This window comes from Methylobacterium frigidaeris (assembly GCF_022179185.1).
Lineage (GTDB): Bacteria > Pseudomonadota > Alphaproteobacteria > Rhizobiales > Beijerinckiaceae > Methylobacterium > Methylobacterium frigidaeris.
Genome location: NZ_BPQJ01000013.1, coordinates 110275 through 125481 on the forward strand (window position 1 = coordinate 110275; position 15207 = coordinate 125481).

Sequence of the window (15207 nt, forward strand, 5' to 3'; positions counted from 1 at the left end):
TAGCGAACAGTTACCCCTTCACACAAGCAGCCAATCCCGGGCTCTCCATGACCCTTCCCCTCGACCGCGCGGCGCAGGACCTGGCGACGCGCCTGCGTCCACTCGCCCTGCCGGAGCGTCTCGCGCTGATCGACGCGACGGTGGACGGTCGCCTGGTCTTCACCACGAGCTTCGGCCTCGAGGACCAGGCCCTCACCCACGCGCTTCGGATGGCGAAGTCGCGTGCTGAGATCGTGACCCTCGATACCGGCCGGCTCTTCCCCGAGACCTACGACGTCTGGGCCGAGACCGAGGCGGCCTACAATTTCCGCATCCGCGCCTACGCGCCCGAGCGCGAGGCCGAGGAGCGCTTCGTCGCGGAAGCCGGCATCAACGGGTTCCGCCACTCGGTCGCGGCGCGCCAGGCCTGCTGCGGCTTTCGCAAGGTCGAGCCGCTCGGCCGGGCGCTGGCCGGCGCCGCGGGCTGGCTCACGGGCCTGCGCGCCGGCCAGTCGGCTAACCGTGCCGAGACGCCGCTCGCCGAGGCCGATCCGGCCCGCGGCCTCATCAAGCTGAACCCCCTGGCCGACTGGACCCGCGAGGCGATCGCCGAGCTGATCCACGAGAACTACGTGCCCTACAACGTGCTGCATGATCGCGGCTTCCCGTCGATCGGCTGCGCGCCCTGCACCCGCGCCGTGAAGGTCGGCGAGCCCGAGCGGGCCGGCCGCTGGTGGTGGGAGCAGGCGGGCAAGCAGGAGTGTGGCCTGCATGTCGCAGGCGCGCCCGGCAGCCAGATCCGGCGAGGACAGGAGCCCGCCGCCTTCGAGTCGGCACAGTCCGATACGATACACTCCGCTGATTCGTCCCCAAGCAAAACCAATTCGGAGCTGGCCGCATGAGCGCCGCCCTCAAGACTCGTACGGATGGCCTCGACCGGCTGACTCACCTTCAGCGCCTGGAGGCCGAGAGTATCCACATCATGCGGGAGACGGTCGCCGAGACCGAGAACCCGGTGATGCTCTACTCGATCGGCAAGGATTCCTCGGTCCTGCTGCATCTGGCCCTGAAGGCCTTCGCGCCGGGCCGGCTGCCGTTCCCGCTGCTCCACGTCGACACGACCTGGAAGTTCCGCGAGATGATCGCCTTCCGCGACCGGCGCGCGAAGGAGCTCGGCCTGGATCTCCTGGTCCACACCAACCCGGACGGGCTCGCCCGCGGCATCGGGCCGGTGAGCCACGGCTCCGAGGTCCATACCGACGTGATGAAGACCCAGGCCCTGCGCCAGGCCCTCGACAAGCACAAGTTCGACGCGGCCTTCGGCGGTGCGCGGCGGGACGAGGAAGCCTCGCGCGCCAAGGAGCGCATCGTGTCGTTGCGCACCGCGCAGCACCGCTGGGACCCGAAGCGCCAGCGCGCCGAGCCCTGGCACCTCTACAACATGAAGAAGCAGCGCGGCGAGTCTTTGCGCGTCTTCCCGCTGTCGAACTGGACCGAGCTCGATATCTGGCTCTACATCGAGCAGGAGAACATCCCGATCGTTCCGCTCTACTACGCGGCCGAGCGCCCGGTGGTGAACCGCGACGGGCAGCTGATCATGGTCGACGACGAGCGCCTGCCGCTCCAGCCCGGCGAGACCCCGGAGATGCGCCTCGTGCGGTTCCGGACGCTCGGCTGCTACCCGCTGACCGGAGCGGTGGAGAGCGACGCCGCGACCCTGCCGGAGATCATCGGCGAGACGCTGGCCGCCCGCACCTCCGAGCGGCAGGGACGGGTGATCGACAAGGACGGCGCCGGCGCCATGGAGCGCAAGAAGCAGGAAGGCTACTTCTGATGACCGTGCACCAATCCACCCGCGCCTTCGGCTACGAGGCCTTTCTCGCCGCCCATCAGCGGAAGGAAGTGCTGCGGTTCATCACCTGCGGCTCCGTCGACGACGGCAAGTCGACCCTGATCGGGCGGCTGCTGCACGACACCAAGCAGATCTTCGACGACCAGGTCAGCGCGCTGGAGCGCGCCTCGCGCCGCCACGGCACGCGAGGCGGGGAACTGGATCTCGCGCTCCTCGTCGACGGCCTCCAGGCCGAGCGCGAGCAGGGCATCACGATCGACGTCGCCTATCGGTTCTTCTCGACCGAGCGGCGCTCGTTCATCGTCGCCGACACCCCCGGCCACGTCCAATACACCCGCAACATGGCGACTGGCGCCTCGACCGCCGAGGTCGCGGTGCTGCTCGTCGATGCGCGGAAGGGCCTGAGCCCGCAGACCCGGCGCCACGCCCTGCTGGTCTCGATGCTCGGCATCCGCCGCGTCGTGCTGGCGGTCAACAAGATGGACCTGATCGGCTGGTCGCAGGACCGGTTCGAGGCGATCGTCGCCGAGTTCCAGGCCTTCGCGAAGGATCTGCGCTTCACCGACGTCACCGGCATCCCGCTCTCGGCGGCGAATGGCGACAACGTCGTGCTGCCCGGCACCGCCGCCCCCTGGTATGCCGGGGCACCGCTGCTGCAATACCTCGAGGAGGTGCCGGCCCATGTCGAGGAGGAGGTCGCCCCCTTCCGCATGGCGGTGCAGTGGGTCAACCGGCCGAATCCCGACTTCCGCGGCTTCTCGGGCCTGATCGCGTCGGGATCGGTCGCCGTCGGCGACGCGGTGGTGGTGGCGCCCTCGGGCACCCCGTCCACCGTCGCCCGGATCTTCACCTATGACGGCGACCTCCCGCGCGCCATCGCCGGCCAGTCGGTGACCCTGGTGCTCGCCGACGAGGTCGATGCCTCCCGCGGCAGCGTCATCGCGGCGGCCGCGCAAGCGCCGCGGGTGGGCGATAGGCTCGACGTCCGTCTGTTCTGGGCCAACGAGGCCGAGCTGAAGCCGGGTGCGACCTATCTCGCCAAGGTCGGCACCGTGACGGCGAACGCGGTGGTCGAGGCGGTGCGCGCGCGCATCGACACCGAGACCGGGCAGGGGGTGCCGGCCGAGTCGTTGAGCGCCAACGACATCGGCGACGTGACCCTGAGCCTCGACCGCAAGGTCGCGGTCGATGCCTACCGCCAGAACCGCGACACCGGCAGCCTGATCCTGATCGACCGGGCGACCACCGACACGGCGGCCATGGGCCTGGTCCAGCCGCCGCAGGCCGCCCCGCAGGGCGGCACTCGGGTCGAGGCGAAGACGGAAGAGCCCGCGGCTCCCGCCCGCGGCGGCCTCCTCGGCTCGCTGCGCCGTCTGTTCCGCGGCTCGTCCCTGGCGCTCGTCGCGGGGGCCTCGCTCCTCGCGCTCGCCGGGGCGCCCGCCCCGGTGACGGCGCAGACGCTGCTCAACGTCTCCTACGACCCGACCCGGGAACTGTACCGGGCGATCGACGCGGCCTTCGCCAAGGAGTGGAAGGCCAAGACCGGCGAGACGGTGACGGTCCGCGCCTCGCATGGCGGCTCCGGCGCCCAGGCCCGCTCGGTCATCGACGGGCTGCCCGCCGACGTGGTGACCCTGGCGCTCGCCAGCGACATCGACGCCATCGCCGCCCGCTCGAAGAAGCTGCCGGCCGACTGGCAGAAGCGCCTACCCTTCAACTCGACGCCCTACACCTCGACCATCGTGTTCCTGGTCCGCAAGGGCAACCCGAAGGCGATCAAGGACTGGGACGACCTGGTGAAGCCGGGGATCCAGGTCATCACCCCGAATCCGAAGACCTCGGGCGGTGCGCGCTGGAACTACCTCGCGGCCTATGCCTACGCGCTCGCCAAGAACAACGACAACGATGCCAAGGCGAAGGACTTCGTCACCGCGCTGTTCAAGAACGTGCCGGTGCTCGATACGGGTGCCCGCGGCGCCACCACCACCTTCGTGCAAAGGGGCCTCGGCGACGTGCTGATCGCCTGGGAGAACGAGGCATTCCTGGCCGACGAGGAATTCGGCAAGGGCAAGTTCGACATCATCGTGCCCTCGCTCTCGATCCTGGCCGAGCCGCCGGTGGCGCTGATCGACGCCAATGTCGACCAGAAGGGCACCCGCAAGCAGGCCGAGGCCTACCTGCAATTCCTCTACACCCCGGAGGCGCAGCGGATCATCGCCAAGAACTTCTACCGCCCGCGCGACGAGGCCGCGGCGGACAAGGAGGACCTGGCCCGCTTCCCGAAGCTGAAGCTCGTCACCATCGACGACACCTTCGGCGGCTGGGCCAAGGCGCAGAAGACCCATTTCGACGATGGCGGCGTGTTCGACGCCATCCTGAAGTCCCGTCAATGAGCAACGCCGCGGCCCTGCCCGCGGGGCGGGCCGCACCCCGCTTCCGCCGACCGAGCGCGCTTCCGGGCTTCCGCCTCACCTTCGGGATCACGCTCACCTACCTGACCCTGCTCGTCCTGCTGCCGCTGGCGGTGCTGCTCCTGCGCGCCGCCAGCGTCGGCCCCGCCGGCCTGTGGGCGCTCGTCACCGATGCCCGCAACCTCGCGGCGCTCAAGACCTCGTTCGGCCTGTCGCTGGCGGCGGCCGCGATCGACGCGGTGTTCGGGCTCCTGGTCGCCTGGGTGCTGACCCGCTACCGGTTTCCGGGCCGGCGGATCATCGACGCGCTGGTGGATCTTCCCTTCGCTCTGCCGACGGCGGTGGCGGGCATCGCGCTCGCCAGCCTCTACGCGCCGAACGGCTGGCTCGGCGAGCCGCTGATGGCTCTCGGCATCAAGGTCGCCTACACGCCGCTCGGCATCCTGGTGGCGCTCGTCTTCGTCGGCCTGCCGTTCTGCGTCCGCACGGTGCAGCCGCTGGTGGCCGAGATCGACAGGTCGAGCGAGGAGGCCGCCGCGATCCTCGGCGCCTCGCGCTTCCGGGCCCTCGTCACGGTGATCCTGCCGCCCCTGATCCCGGCGATGCTCACGGGCTTCGCGCTCGCCTTCGCCCGGGCGGTCGGCGAGTACGGATCGGTGATCTTCGTCGCCGGCAACCTGCCCTACGTCTCGGAGATCGCTCCGCTCTTGATCGTGATCAAGCTCGAGGAGTTCAACTACGCGGGCGCCACGGCCATCGCGGCGGTGATGCTGCTGATGTCCTTCACCGCGCTCCTCGCCATCAACCTGGTTCAGGATTTCAGCCGCCGCAGGTTCGGGCATGTCTGAGACCACCGTTCCGTCGATCCGCCCGCCGGCCCATGGCGGACCGCACGCGGCGCTGACCGAGCCGCGTGCGGTCCGCATCGCGCTCACGCTCGCGGCCGTCGCCTTCCTGGCCCTGTTCCTGCTGCTGCCGCTCGCGGTGGTGTTCGTCGAGGCGCTGAGCAAGGGGGTGGGGCCCTACCTCGCCACCTTCGCCGAGCCGGACGCCCTGGCGGCGATCCGCCTGACGCTGCTCGTCGCGGTGATCGCGGTGCCGCTCAACGTCGTGTTCGGCCTGTGCGCCTCCTGGGCCATCGCCAAGTTCGACTTCCGCGGCCGCAACCTGCTCATCACCCTGATCGACCTGCCGTTCTCGGTCTCGCCGGTGGTGGCGGGCCTGATCTACGTCCTGATCTTCGGGGCGCAGGGACTGTTCGGCCCGTTCCTGCAGCGGCACGGGATCGAGATCATCTTCGCGGTGCCGGGCATCGTGCTCGCCACCGTGTTCGTCACCTTCCCGTTCGTGGCGCGCGAGCTGATCCCCCTGATGCAGGACCAGGGCACCACCGACGAGGAGGCCGCGTTGACCCTCGGTGCAAGTCCGTGGCGGGTCTTCCGCACCGTGACGTTGCCCAACGTGCGCTGGGCGCTCCTCTACGGCGTGTTGCTCTGCAACGCCCGGGCGATGGGCGAGTTCGGCGCCGTCTCGGTCGTGTCGGGTCGGATCCGGGGGCTCACCAACACCATGCCGCTGCACGTCGAGATCCTGTACAACGAGTACAACTACGTGGCGGCGTTCGGGATCGCCTCGCTGTTGGCGCTCCTCGCGCTCGTCACCCTGGCGGGCAAGACTTTCCTCGAATGGCGCCACGCGGATGCGCTGGCCGGACGCGGAGCCCACTGAGATGACGGCAGGATTCGCTCCCAGCACCCTGTCCCTGCGCCGAGAGGCGCAGGTCCGCCCGGTCGAGGCCGCCGCGCCCGACCGCCTGCGCCACGCCGGCACGTCGGTGCGGGTCGACGGCATCATCAAGCGCTATGGCGGCCCGGGGCCGGCGGCGCTCGAGGGCGTCAGCCTGGCGATCGAGCCGGGCGAGCTGCTCGCACTCCTCGGCCCCTCGGGCTCGGGCAAGACCACGCTCCTGCGCGTGATCGCCGGCCTCGAGATCCCGGATGGCGGCCGGGTGTTCTTCGGCTCGCAGGACACCACCGACATAGCCGTGCAGCGCCGCGGCGTCGGCTTCGTGTTCCAGCACTACGCCCTGTTCCGCCACCTGACGGTGTTCGAGAACATCGCCTACGGCCTGCGCTCGCGCCCCCGGGCCCATCGCCCGAAGGAGGACGAGATCCGCCGCCGGGTCGAGCGCCTGCTGGAGCTGGTGCAGCTGCCCGACCTCGCCAAGCGCTATCCGGGCCAGCTCTCCGGCGGCCAGCGGCAGCGGGTGGCGCTCGCCCGGGCGCTCGCCGTCGAGCCTTCGGTGCTGCTCCTCGACGAGCCGTTCGGCGCGCTCGACGCCCAGGTGCGCAAGGACCTGCGCCGCTGGCTGCGCGAGATCCACCGCGAGACCGGCCAAACCACGATCTTCGTCACCCACGACCAGGACGAGGCACTGGAGCTCGCCGACCGGATCGCGATCCTCAACAAGGGCCGCATCGAGCAGGTCGGTGCCCCGCACGAGGTCCAGGACCATCCGGCCTCGCGCTTCGTGATGTCCTTCGTCGGCGAGACCGCGCGCCTGGCCGCGGAGGTCGCCGGCGGGGAGGTCCGCGTCGCCGGCCGCCCGGTCATCGCTGCGGAGCCCGGCTGGCCGCAAGGCCCGGTCGATCTCTGCCTGCGGCCCTGGGACCTGACGGTCGGGCAGGGGCCCGGCACGTTGCCCGGCACCGTGCGCGAGTGGCGCCGCACCGGCCGCGGCACCGTGGCGGAGATTCTGCTTGATGGAGCCGAGGCCCCGGTCGAGGTCAAGGTGACGGACGTCTACGAGCCGGGCGACCGGGTGGCGCTGGCGGTCGGCGCGGCACGGGTGTTTCCGCGCGGGTGAGCGCGGCGAGCGGCCGAGGTCCGTCCTCGGCCGCCATCAGGGCCGGGACCGTTCCGCAGGTCCGCCCTTTCTTCGGCTGCTTCAACACCCTTTCCCGGATCTCCTTCCGCTGACGCTCCAGTCGTCCGGCAAAGGGAAGGGTGCGATGAACGGGCGGCGCGTCGGGTCATACGCTACCGCCGCACCCGCCGGCTCCGCGCCTCCTGCGCAAAGACGTCCTCCTGCGCCCGCAGCCGGTCCACGAACACCGTGGCGGCCCGGGCGATGTGCTGCCGGGAGAGCCGGTCGGCTTCGTCGCCGTTGCCCGCCGTGATCGCGTCGAGGATCGCCGCATGCTCGTCCCAGATGCGGCGCGGCATCGTCTCGTCCTCGCGCAGCACCTCGCCCATGATCCGCCGCAGGTGGTTGAAGTGCGGCGCCGCGGTCTCGACGATGATCGGATTCTCGGCGATCTCGCCGAGGAAGCGGTGGAAGGCGATGTCGGCGGCGATCAGCTCCGCGACCGAGCCGGTTTCCGCCGCCGCGCGTCCCGCCGCCACGAGGGCCGGGCCCTCCCGGCCGGCACGGGCCGGGTTGCGCTCGGCGGCGAGCCGGCTCGTCAGGCCTTCGAGTACGCCCCGCACCTCGTAGAGGTTCCGCACGAACGAGGCCTCGAGCGGCGCCACCACGAGCCCGCGGCGCGGCGCGTCGCGCACGATGCCGTGGTTGCGCAGGAGCAGCAGCGCCTGCTGCACCGGCTGGCGTGACACGCCATAGGCATCGGCGAGCTCGTCCTGGATCAGCCGCGTATTCGGCGCCAGCCGTCCCTCGGTGATCTCGCTGAAGATCGCTCCGTAGACCTGCTCGACGAGCCGGTGGCGCGTCAGGCTGCGGGCGTCAGAATCGCCGGCCATGGCCGGATCCCCTTTCACGCAAAAACTCTCGCCCAACGTGTTGCGCAAACCGAACCTCCGTGCAATATCGAATTCTAAATTCGAATTCCGAATTCAATAAACGCCGCAGCCGCAAGAGGCTGACGGCTCCGGAATTCCCGAGGGAGAAACGCCATGACTCATCCTCACCCGACGGGTCTCCACCGGCGGCACCTGCTGGCCTCGGGCCTCGGTGCCGCCGCAGCATTCGCCGCCGGCTTCCCGCGGCCGGCCCTGGGGCAGGGCCAGAAGCTCACCTTCAAGCTCGGCACCGACCTGCCGGTACCGCACCCGGTCAACGTCCGCCTCAAGGAGGCGATCGCCGCGATCGTCAAGGAGACGAACGGCGCCGTCGAGATCAGCCTGTTCCCGTCGAACCAGCTCGGCAGCGATTCGGACATGCTGTCCCAGATCCGCTCCGGCGCGCTGGAACTCGCGACCTTCCCCGGCACCGTCGTTTCGACCCTGGTGCCGGCGACCTCGCTCACCGGCATCGGCTTCGCCTTCACGAGCTACGACAAGGTCTGGGCCGCGATGGACGGCGAGGTCGGCGGCTATATCCGCCGGGCGATCGAGAAGGCGAACCTCGTCCCGTTCGAGACGACCTGGGACAACGGCTTTCGTCAGATCACCACCAGCACCAAGCCGATCCGGACGCCCGACGACCTCAAGAACTTCAAGATCCGCGTGCCGGTGGTGCCGCTCTGGGTCTCGATGTTCTCGGCGCTCGGCGCCGCCCCGGTCAGCATCCCGCTGAGCGAGGCCTACTCGGCGTTGCAGACCAGGATCGCCGACGGCCAGGAGAACCCGCTGGCGCTGATCAACTTCGCCAAGTTCTACGAGGTGCAGAAATACTGCTCGCTCACCAACCACGCCTGGGACGGGTTCTGGATGATGGCGAGCGGGCGGGTCTGGCGCGGCGTGCCGGCGGACGTGCGGAGCATCATGGAGAAGCACCTCAACGCCGCCGCGTTGAAGGAGCGCGACGACATCGCCGAGGCCAACCGCGACACCCAGAAGGAGCTGGAGGGGAGGGGGCTGGTGTTCAACACCACCGACCCGAATGCCTTCCAGTTGGCGCTCAAGGCGACGAAGTTCTACGGCCAGTGGCGCGAGAAGTTCGGGCCGGAGGCCTGGGCGCTGGTGCAGAAATATGCAGGCGACATCGGCTGAAGGTTCGCGGCCGAATTCTTACGGACGATCTCGACGGTTTTCCATTCATCCCACCCGCGAGTTCATCCTGAGGTGCCGCGCAGCGGCCTCGACGGAGGTTTCCAGAGATCTCGGCAATCACTGGAAGCCTCCGTCGAGGTCAGCCGATCTGCGCGACTGACACTCTAGGGTGAGGCAGCCGGTGGTATGAATTGCATTGTCTCAGCCGATCGAATCTCGAACAGTAAAGACGAAGCGAGGACGACCACGATGAGGGATGTGCTCACGCCTGGGCAGATGCTCGCCGTCCAGGCGCGCCTGCAGCCCGACCGGATCGGCGCGCGCGACCTCGAGCGCGAGATGACCTTCCGGCAGTGGAACGCCCGCGCCTGCCGCCTCGCCAACGGCCTCCTCGGCCTTGGCCTCGTCAAGGGCGAGCGGGTGGCGGTGCTGGCCTATAATTGCGTCGAGTGGCTGGAGATCTACGCCGCGATGGCGAAGGCCGGCCTCGTCGCGGTGCCGATCAATTTCCGGCTCGTCGGGCCCGAGGTGCGCTACATCCTGGAGGATGCCGAGGTCTCGGCCCTCATCCTGCAAGATGAACTCGCCGGCACGATCGAGGAGATCCGGGCCGATCTGCCGGTGGCGGAGTCCCGCGTGGTGTGGTTCGGCGCCACGCCCTGCCCGGCGGGCTTCTCGTCCTACGAGGATCTCATCGCGGGCGGCCGCGAGGACGAGCCCGGCACCCTCGTCGATCCGGCCGATCCCTGGATGCTGATGTACACCTCGGGCACGACCGGCAAGCCGAAGGGCGCGATCCGCTCGCATCGCGGCGCCGCCATGCTGTCGATGATCACCGAGATCGAGCTCGGCATCCACCGGCGCGATTCTGCGCTGCTGGTCATGCCGCTGTGCCACGCCAACTCGCTCTACTTCTTCGGCGCGTTCAGCTATTGCGGCGGCGTCACCAGCGTCTACTCGCGCAAGAGCTTCGATCCGGAGCATTGCGTGCGGGCCCTCTCCGAGGGCGGCGCCAGCTTCACCTCGCTGGTTCCGACGCATTACGCGATGATGCTGGGACTGAACCCGCAGGTGCGTGAGCGCTACGATCTCACCCGCATCACCCGCCTGATGATCTCCTCGGCCCCGGCCCGGCCCGATACCAAGCGGGCGGTGATGGAGTTCTTCCCCAATTCCGGGCTCTACGAACTCTACGGCGCCACCGAGGTCGGCTGGGCGACAATGCTGCACCCGCCCGAGCAATTCACCAAGCTCGGCTCGGTCGGCCGCGAATGCGTCGGCTCGGCACCGATCAAACTGCTCGACGAATCCGGCAACGAGGTGCCGGACGGCGAGGCCGGCGAGCTGTTCTGCTCGAACCCGTACCTGTTCGACGGCTACTGGAAGCTGCCGGAGAAGACCAAGGAGGCGTTCCGCGGCGCGTACTGCACCGTCGGCGACATGGCCCGGCGCGACGCGGACGGGTTCATCCACCTCGTCGACCGCAAGAGCAACATGATCATCTCGGGGGGAGAGAACATCTACCCGTCCGAGGTCGAGGCCCTGCTCGGCGGCCATCCGGCGGTGCACGACGTCGCGGTGGTCGGCCTGCCGGACGAAACCTGGGGCGAGCGCGTCCACGCGGTGATCGTCCTGCGCGACGGCGCCGCGGCCACCGAGGCCGAGATCCTGGGCTGGTGCAAGGATCGCCTCGCCGGCTTCAAGCGCCCGCGCACGGTCTCGTTCCTGGAGGATGGGGCGATGCCCAGGACGGCGACGGGGAAGACCCTGCACCGGAAGCTGAAGGAACGGCTGGCGCGGGGCGAGGGGTAGCCGATGACTTCGGCAAAATCCTAGAAAGACGAAACCCCTCTCCTGCCCCCTCGTGGGGAGGAGCTGGAGGTGGGGATTGGTGCCGAATGGAGCGCGAGATTTCCCCGGCACCACCCCCACCCCTTACCTCTCCCCACAAGGGGGAGGGAAAACCAAATAACGGGAGGAACCCCATGAGCCAGCAGGCCCAGACCGTCCAGGACCTCAACGCCGACGCGCATTCCTGCGCCGCCTGGATCGCCGAGTTCCTGAAGGCGCGGGGCGTCGATCGGGTGTTCGGGCTTCAGGGCGGCCACATCCAGCCGATCTGGGACCATTGCGCCCGCCTCGGCATCCGCATCGTCGACGTGCGCGACGAGGGCGCCGCGGTGCACATGGCCCACGCCCATGCGGAGCTGACCGGGGAGCTCGGGGTCTGCATGGCGACCGCCGGGCCCGGCGTCACCAACTGCGTCACCGGCATCGCCAACGCTTCGCTCGCGCGCGCGCCGGTGCTGCTGATCGGCGGCTGCACCTCGCGGCCGCAGGCCAATCTCGGCCCGCTCCAGGACATTCCCCACGTCGACATCCTGCGCCCCGTCACCCGCCAGTCGCGTACCGCCCGCGTCGCCGACCAGGTGATCCGCGAGCTCGACGAGGCGGTTTCGCGCGCCATGGGCGATCTCGGCGAACCGGGGCCGGTCTACGTCGAGATCCCGACCGACGTGCTGCGGGCCCACGTGCCGCCGCAGCTGGTGCTGGACGACTGGATGCGGCCCAAGGCGCCGCGGCTGCTGCCGCCCGATCCGGCGGCGGTGGCGCAGGCGGTCGATGTGTTGTGGGGGGCCAAGCGCCCGCTGGTGGTGAGCGGGCGCGGCGCCAGGACGGCTGGTCCCGAGCTGGTGCGCCTCCTCGACGCGCTCGGTGCGGTCTATCTCGACACCCAGGAGAGCCGCGGCCTGGTGCCGGCCGATCATCCCTCGACCGTCGGCGCCATGCGGGCCGCCGCGATGACAGAGGCCGATGTCGTCCTGGTGATCGGCCGCAAGCTCGATTACCAGCTCGGCTACGGCTCGCCGGCGGTGTTCCCCCACGCCCGCTTCGTGCGCATCGCCGACACCGCGGGCGAGCTCGTCGATAACCGCCGCGGCGAGCCGGAGCTGCTCGCCACCCCGGCCCTCGCCCTCGCGGCGATCATCGATGCCGCCGGCAACCAGGCGCCCGCCCTCGATAAGGCATGGGCCGAGGGCCTGCGGGAGCGTCATCGCCAGCGCTCGACCGGCGCCAAGGTGCCGCAGACCGGCTCCGACGGACGCGTCCACCCGGCGGCGATCTTCGAGGCGATCCGGCACGTCGCTGCGCCCGACTACATCGCGGTGGCGGATGGCGGGGACCTCCTCAGCTTCGCCCGTGTCGGCCTGGAGGCGCGGACCTACATGGATGCGGGCGCCTTCGGCTGCCTCGGCATCGGCGTGCCCTACGCCACCGCGGCCTCGCTCGCCTATCCGGACCGGCAGGTGATCTGCGTCACCGGCGACGGCGCCTTCGGCATCAACGCGATGGAGATCGACACCGCGGTCCGCCACGGCGCCAAGCCGGTCATCATCGTGTCGAACAACGCCGCCTGGAACATCGAGCGCTACGACCAGGAGTTCAATTACGGCGGCCGGGTCGTCGGCACGCTGCTGGCCGATTCCGACTACGCCGCGATGGCCCGGGCGCTGGGCGCCCATGGCGAGCGGGTCGAGCGGCCGGAGGACCTGGCCCCGGCGATCGCGCGAGCGCTCGCCAACGCCCCGGCGCTGATCGACGTCGCCACCTCGCAGGTCGCGGTGTCGTCGGACGCCCGCAAGGGGCTCGGCTTCGTGCCCGACTACCAGCCGCTCACCGCCTGGGACGACGCCGAGCGGCGGCGGCGCGGCGAGGCCGTGTAATACCGCCGCGCCTTCGAACGGACGCGTTCGAAGTGCCAGGCAAGCCCGAACGGGCGCCGGCGCTGATCCGCCGGTCGCCTTCACATCGACACGGCGATGCCAAGGCGCGAGGGTATAAGGCGAACGCGGCCGTCACGGCGCGGCAGCGGGCCGCGATGGGTCCGCCGCCGGCAGGCCGGGCGACCCGATCCGACCGGCGAGATGCCGGCTCCACAGCCGCGCCGGCACCTCGATCCGCCGATGCCCCCAGGCCGCGAGCGTGAGGACGAGCCAAAGATCGACCGACACCAGGACGTCCGTCGCGAGAGGCGACCCGAACGGGGAGACCAGCGCGGGGATCGCCACCCGGGCATCCGGCAGGAGCCACGTCGCTCCGGACGCGGCCGCCGCCCTCGACGCGCGGGCGACCGCGATCCTGATCATCGGCCAGGGTGACCGGCTGGTCCACGCCAACGCCGCCGACCGCGCGCTCATCGAGGGCGGCGACCTGCTGGCTCAGCGTGACGGCACCATCCGACCCTGGGACCGTGCCGGCGCGGCGGCATTCCAGGCCCTCGTCGAGGCCGGGCGGACGATGTCCGACTCGGCCGCCGCGACGGTGGCCACGCGATCCCGTCGGGGCTGCCGCTGAGCCGAGGACGCCGGCCGGGGGCTGCGGGCCGCACGGCCCTGTTCATCCAGAGCCGGGCCGCCGCCCCGAACGCCGCCGAGATCGTCGGCCGGACCTACCGCCTGACGGCGGCCGAGCTGCGCGTCCTGCTCGGCCTCGCCGAGGGCCTGACCCCGCAGGACATCGCCGGGCGCTGGGGCATCGCCCCCTCGACGGTGCGCAGCCAGCTCCGGGGCCTGTTCGTCAAGACAGGGACCGGACGCCAGAGCGACCCCGTCACGCTGCTGCTGGCCGCGCCGCCGGCGGCTTTCGCGGCGAGGTGAGGCGGCTGCATCCGCTGCGGACAGCCTGCGGAAGAGGAGAGGCACAGGATCTCCTCGCTCCCACCACATGGGCTCCCACATGGACTATCGTTTCACACAACCCGGTCTGCGGGCTCGTTCCCCCTGAAGGTCGCGCGCCTCTCCTTCCCAGCCGATCGCGGGCCTGCCCGGGATCGGTCGCGCGTGGGGAGGGGAGTGCGCATGAACCTCAAGCTTCGGAGAGTTTTCGTCGGCCGACGACGCCTGGCTTCCGCCGCATCGGCCGAACGACTGCCCCTCAGGCAAACCCCTCCAGCACGATCTTCCCCTTCGCCCGCCCGCTCTCCAGGAGCGCGTGCGCCCGGCGCAGATTCGCGGCGGTGATCGGGCCGAAATGGTCGGCGAGCGTGGTGCGCAACCGTCCGGCCTCGACCAGCCGCGCCACCTCGTCCAGCAACTCGCCCTGCGCCGCGATGTCGACGGTGCCGAACATCGGCCGGGTGAACATGAACTCCCAATGCAGCGACAGGCTCTTGCGCTTGAGGAGCGACACGTCGAGCGTCGCCGGGTCGTCGATGAGCGCGAGCCTCCCTTGCGGCGCCATCAGCTCGACGATCGCCGGCAGGTGCAGGTCGGTATGCGTGGTCGAGAAGACCAGGCCGGGGGCGCCGAGCCCGAGATCGACCACCTGCCGCGCGAGCGATGCCCCGTGATCGACGACGTAGTGGGCGCCAAGCTCGCGGCTCCAGGCTTGCGTCTCCGGCCGCGAGGCGGTGGTGATGACGGTGAGATCCGTGAGCTGCCGCGCGAGCTGGGTCGCGATCGAGCCGACGCCGCCGGCGCCGCCGACGATCAGCACGGCCTTCGCCGCCCCCGGCACGGGCTTGCGCGTGTCGAGCCGGTCGAACAGCGTCTCCCAGGCGGTGATCGCGGTCAGCGGCAGCGCCGCGGCCTCGGCGAAGGAGAGCGAGGCGGGCTTGTGGCCGACGATGCGCTCGTCGACGAGGTGGAACTCGGCATTGGTGCCGGGGCGCTCCAGGGCGCCGGCGTAGAACACCGCGTCGCCCGGGCGGAACCGCGTCGCCTCCGGGCCGGCGGCCACGACGATGCCGGCGGCGTCCCAGCCCAGCACTTTCCAGCCGCCGGCCTCCGGGGCGGCGCGGCGGCGCACCTTGGTATCGACGGGGTTCACCGACACCGCCCGGACCTCCACCAGGAGATCGCGCCCCGTGGGCTCGGGGCGGGGCAGGGTGATGTCCTGGAGGGCAGCCTCGTCCTCGATTGGCAGGGAGGTCTGGTAACCGACGGCGCGCATGGGCGGGCTCCTTGGGCGGGTTCCTTGGATGACGTAGCCCGAGATGACCGCTACCCTCGGCCC

The 15207-nt window shown here is 70.4% G+C and carries 13 protein-coding genes and 1 pseudogene; 12 read left to right on the top strand and 2 right to left on the bottom strand.

Annotated elements, in window-relative coordinates:
- Positions 1-47: 47 nt before the first annotated feature.
- From MFF64_RS15530 to MFF64_RS15560, 7 genes and pseudogenes are all read left to right on the top strand, one after another.
- Complete coding sequence (locus MFF64_RS15530; protein WP_099906334.1) at positions 48-881, top strand: phosphoadenylyl-sulfate reductase; 834 nt, start codon at positions 48-50, stop codon at positions 879-881.
- The gene (gene cysD / locus MFF64_RS15535; RefSeq protein ID WP_099906332.1) at positions 878-1813 is read left to right on the top strand and encodes a sulfate adenylyltransferase subunit CysD; all 936 of its coding nucleotides are present in this window, start codon (positions 878-880) and stop codon (positions 1811-1813) included. The genes MFF64_RS15530 and cysD overlap by 4 nt, the downstream gene beginning before the upstream one ends.
- A pseudogene (gene cysN, locus MFF64_RS15540) lies at positions 1813-3216 on the top strand (sulfate adenylyltransferase subunit CysN); the annotation flags it as partial. The gene cysD and the pseudogene cysN, both read left to right, overlap by 1 nt.
- A gap of 60 nt (positions 3217-3276) precedes the next feature.
- The gene (locus MFF64_RS15545; RefSeq protein ID WP_238191484.1) at positions 3277-4224 is read left to right on the top strand and encodes a sulfate ABC transporter substrate-binding protein; all 948 of its coding nucleotides are present in this window, start codon (positions 3277-3279) and stop codon (positions 4222-4224) included.
- Positions 4221-5090: a sulfate ABC transporter permease subunit CysT gene (gene cysT / locus MFF64_RS15550; protein WP_099906328.1), complete on the top strand. Its 870-nt coding sequence runs from the start codon at positions 4221-4223 to the stop codon at positions 5088-5090. The genes MFF64_RS15545 and cysT overlap by 4 nt, the downstream gene beginning before the upstream one ends.
- Positions 5083-5970, top strand: coding sequence for a sulfate ABC transporter permease subunit CysW (gene cysW, locus MFF64_RS15555; protein ID WP_099906326.1), 888 nt, complete (start codon positions 5083-5085; stop codon positions 5968-5970). Before cysT ends, cysW begins: the two co-directional genes overlap by 8 nt.
- A gap of 1 nt (position 5971) precedes the next feature.
- A complete protein-coding gene (locus MFF64_RS15560) occupies positions 5972-7108 on the top strand; it encodes a sulfate/molybdate ABC transporter ATP-binding protein (RefSeq protein WP_238191428.1) in 1137 nt (378 codons plus the stop codon).
- Positions 7109-7281: 173 nt separating this feature from the next.
- Here MFF64_RS15560 and MFF64_RS15565 read toward each other — a convergent pair whose 3' ends face one another.
- Positions 7282-8001, bottom strand: coding sequence for a GntR family transcriptional regulator (locus MFF64_RS15565; protein ID WP_099901739.1), 720 nt, complete (start codon positions 7999-8001; stop codon positions 7282-7284).
- A 153-nt stretch (positions 8002-8154) separates the two neighbouring features.
- Here MFF64_RS15565 and MFF64_RS15570 point away from each other — a divergent pair, with 153 nt between their 5' ends.
- From MFF64_RS15570 to MFF64_RS38155, 5 genes are all read left to right on the top strand, one after another.
- The gene (locus MFF64_RS15570) at positions 8155-9192 is read left to right on the top strand and encodes a TRAP transporter substrate-binding protein (RefSeq protein ID WP_238191430.1); all 1038 of its coding nucleotides are present in this window, start codon (positions 8155-8157) and stop codon (positions 9190-9192) included.
- A gap of 249 nt (positions 9193-9441) precedes the next feature.
- A complete protein-coding gene (locus tag MFF64_RS15575; protein ID WP_238191432.1) occupies positions 9442-11004 on the top strand; it encodes a class I adenylate-forming enzyme family protein in 1563 nt (520 codons plus the stop codon).
- Between the two features lie 173 nt (positions 11005-11177).
- A complete protein-coding gene (locus MFF64_RS15580) occupies positions 11178-12917 on the top strand; it encodes a 2-hydroxyacyl-CoA lyase (RefSeq protein WP_238191434.1) in 1740 nt (579 codons plus the stop codon).
- A 259-nt stretch (positions 12918-13176) separates the two neighbouring features.
- Positions 13177-13548: a hypothetical protein gene (locus MFF64_RS15585; RefSeq protein ID WP_099904910.1), complete on the top strand. Its 372-nt coding sequence runs from the start codon at positions 13177-13179 to the stop codon at positions 13546-13548.
- Between the two features lie 101 nt (positions 13549-13649).
- Positions 13650-13850 (top strand): helix-turn-helix transcriptional regulator, encoded by a 201-nt coding sequence (locus MFF64_RS38155; protein ID WP_369010716.1) that lies wholly within the window; start codon positions 13650-13652, stop codon positions 13848-13850.
- Between the two features lie 277 nt (positions 13851-14127).
- On the opposite strand, the gene MFF64_RS15590 is transcribed toward MFF64_RS38155, so the two are convergent.
- Complete coding sequence (locus tag MFF64_RS15590; protein WP_099904907.1) at positions 14128-15144, bottom strand: zinc-binding alcohol dehydrogenase family protein; 1017 nt, start codon at positions 15142-15144, stop codon at positions 14128-14130.
- Positions 15145-15207: the final 63 nt, after the last annotated feature.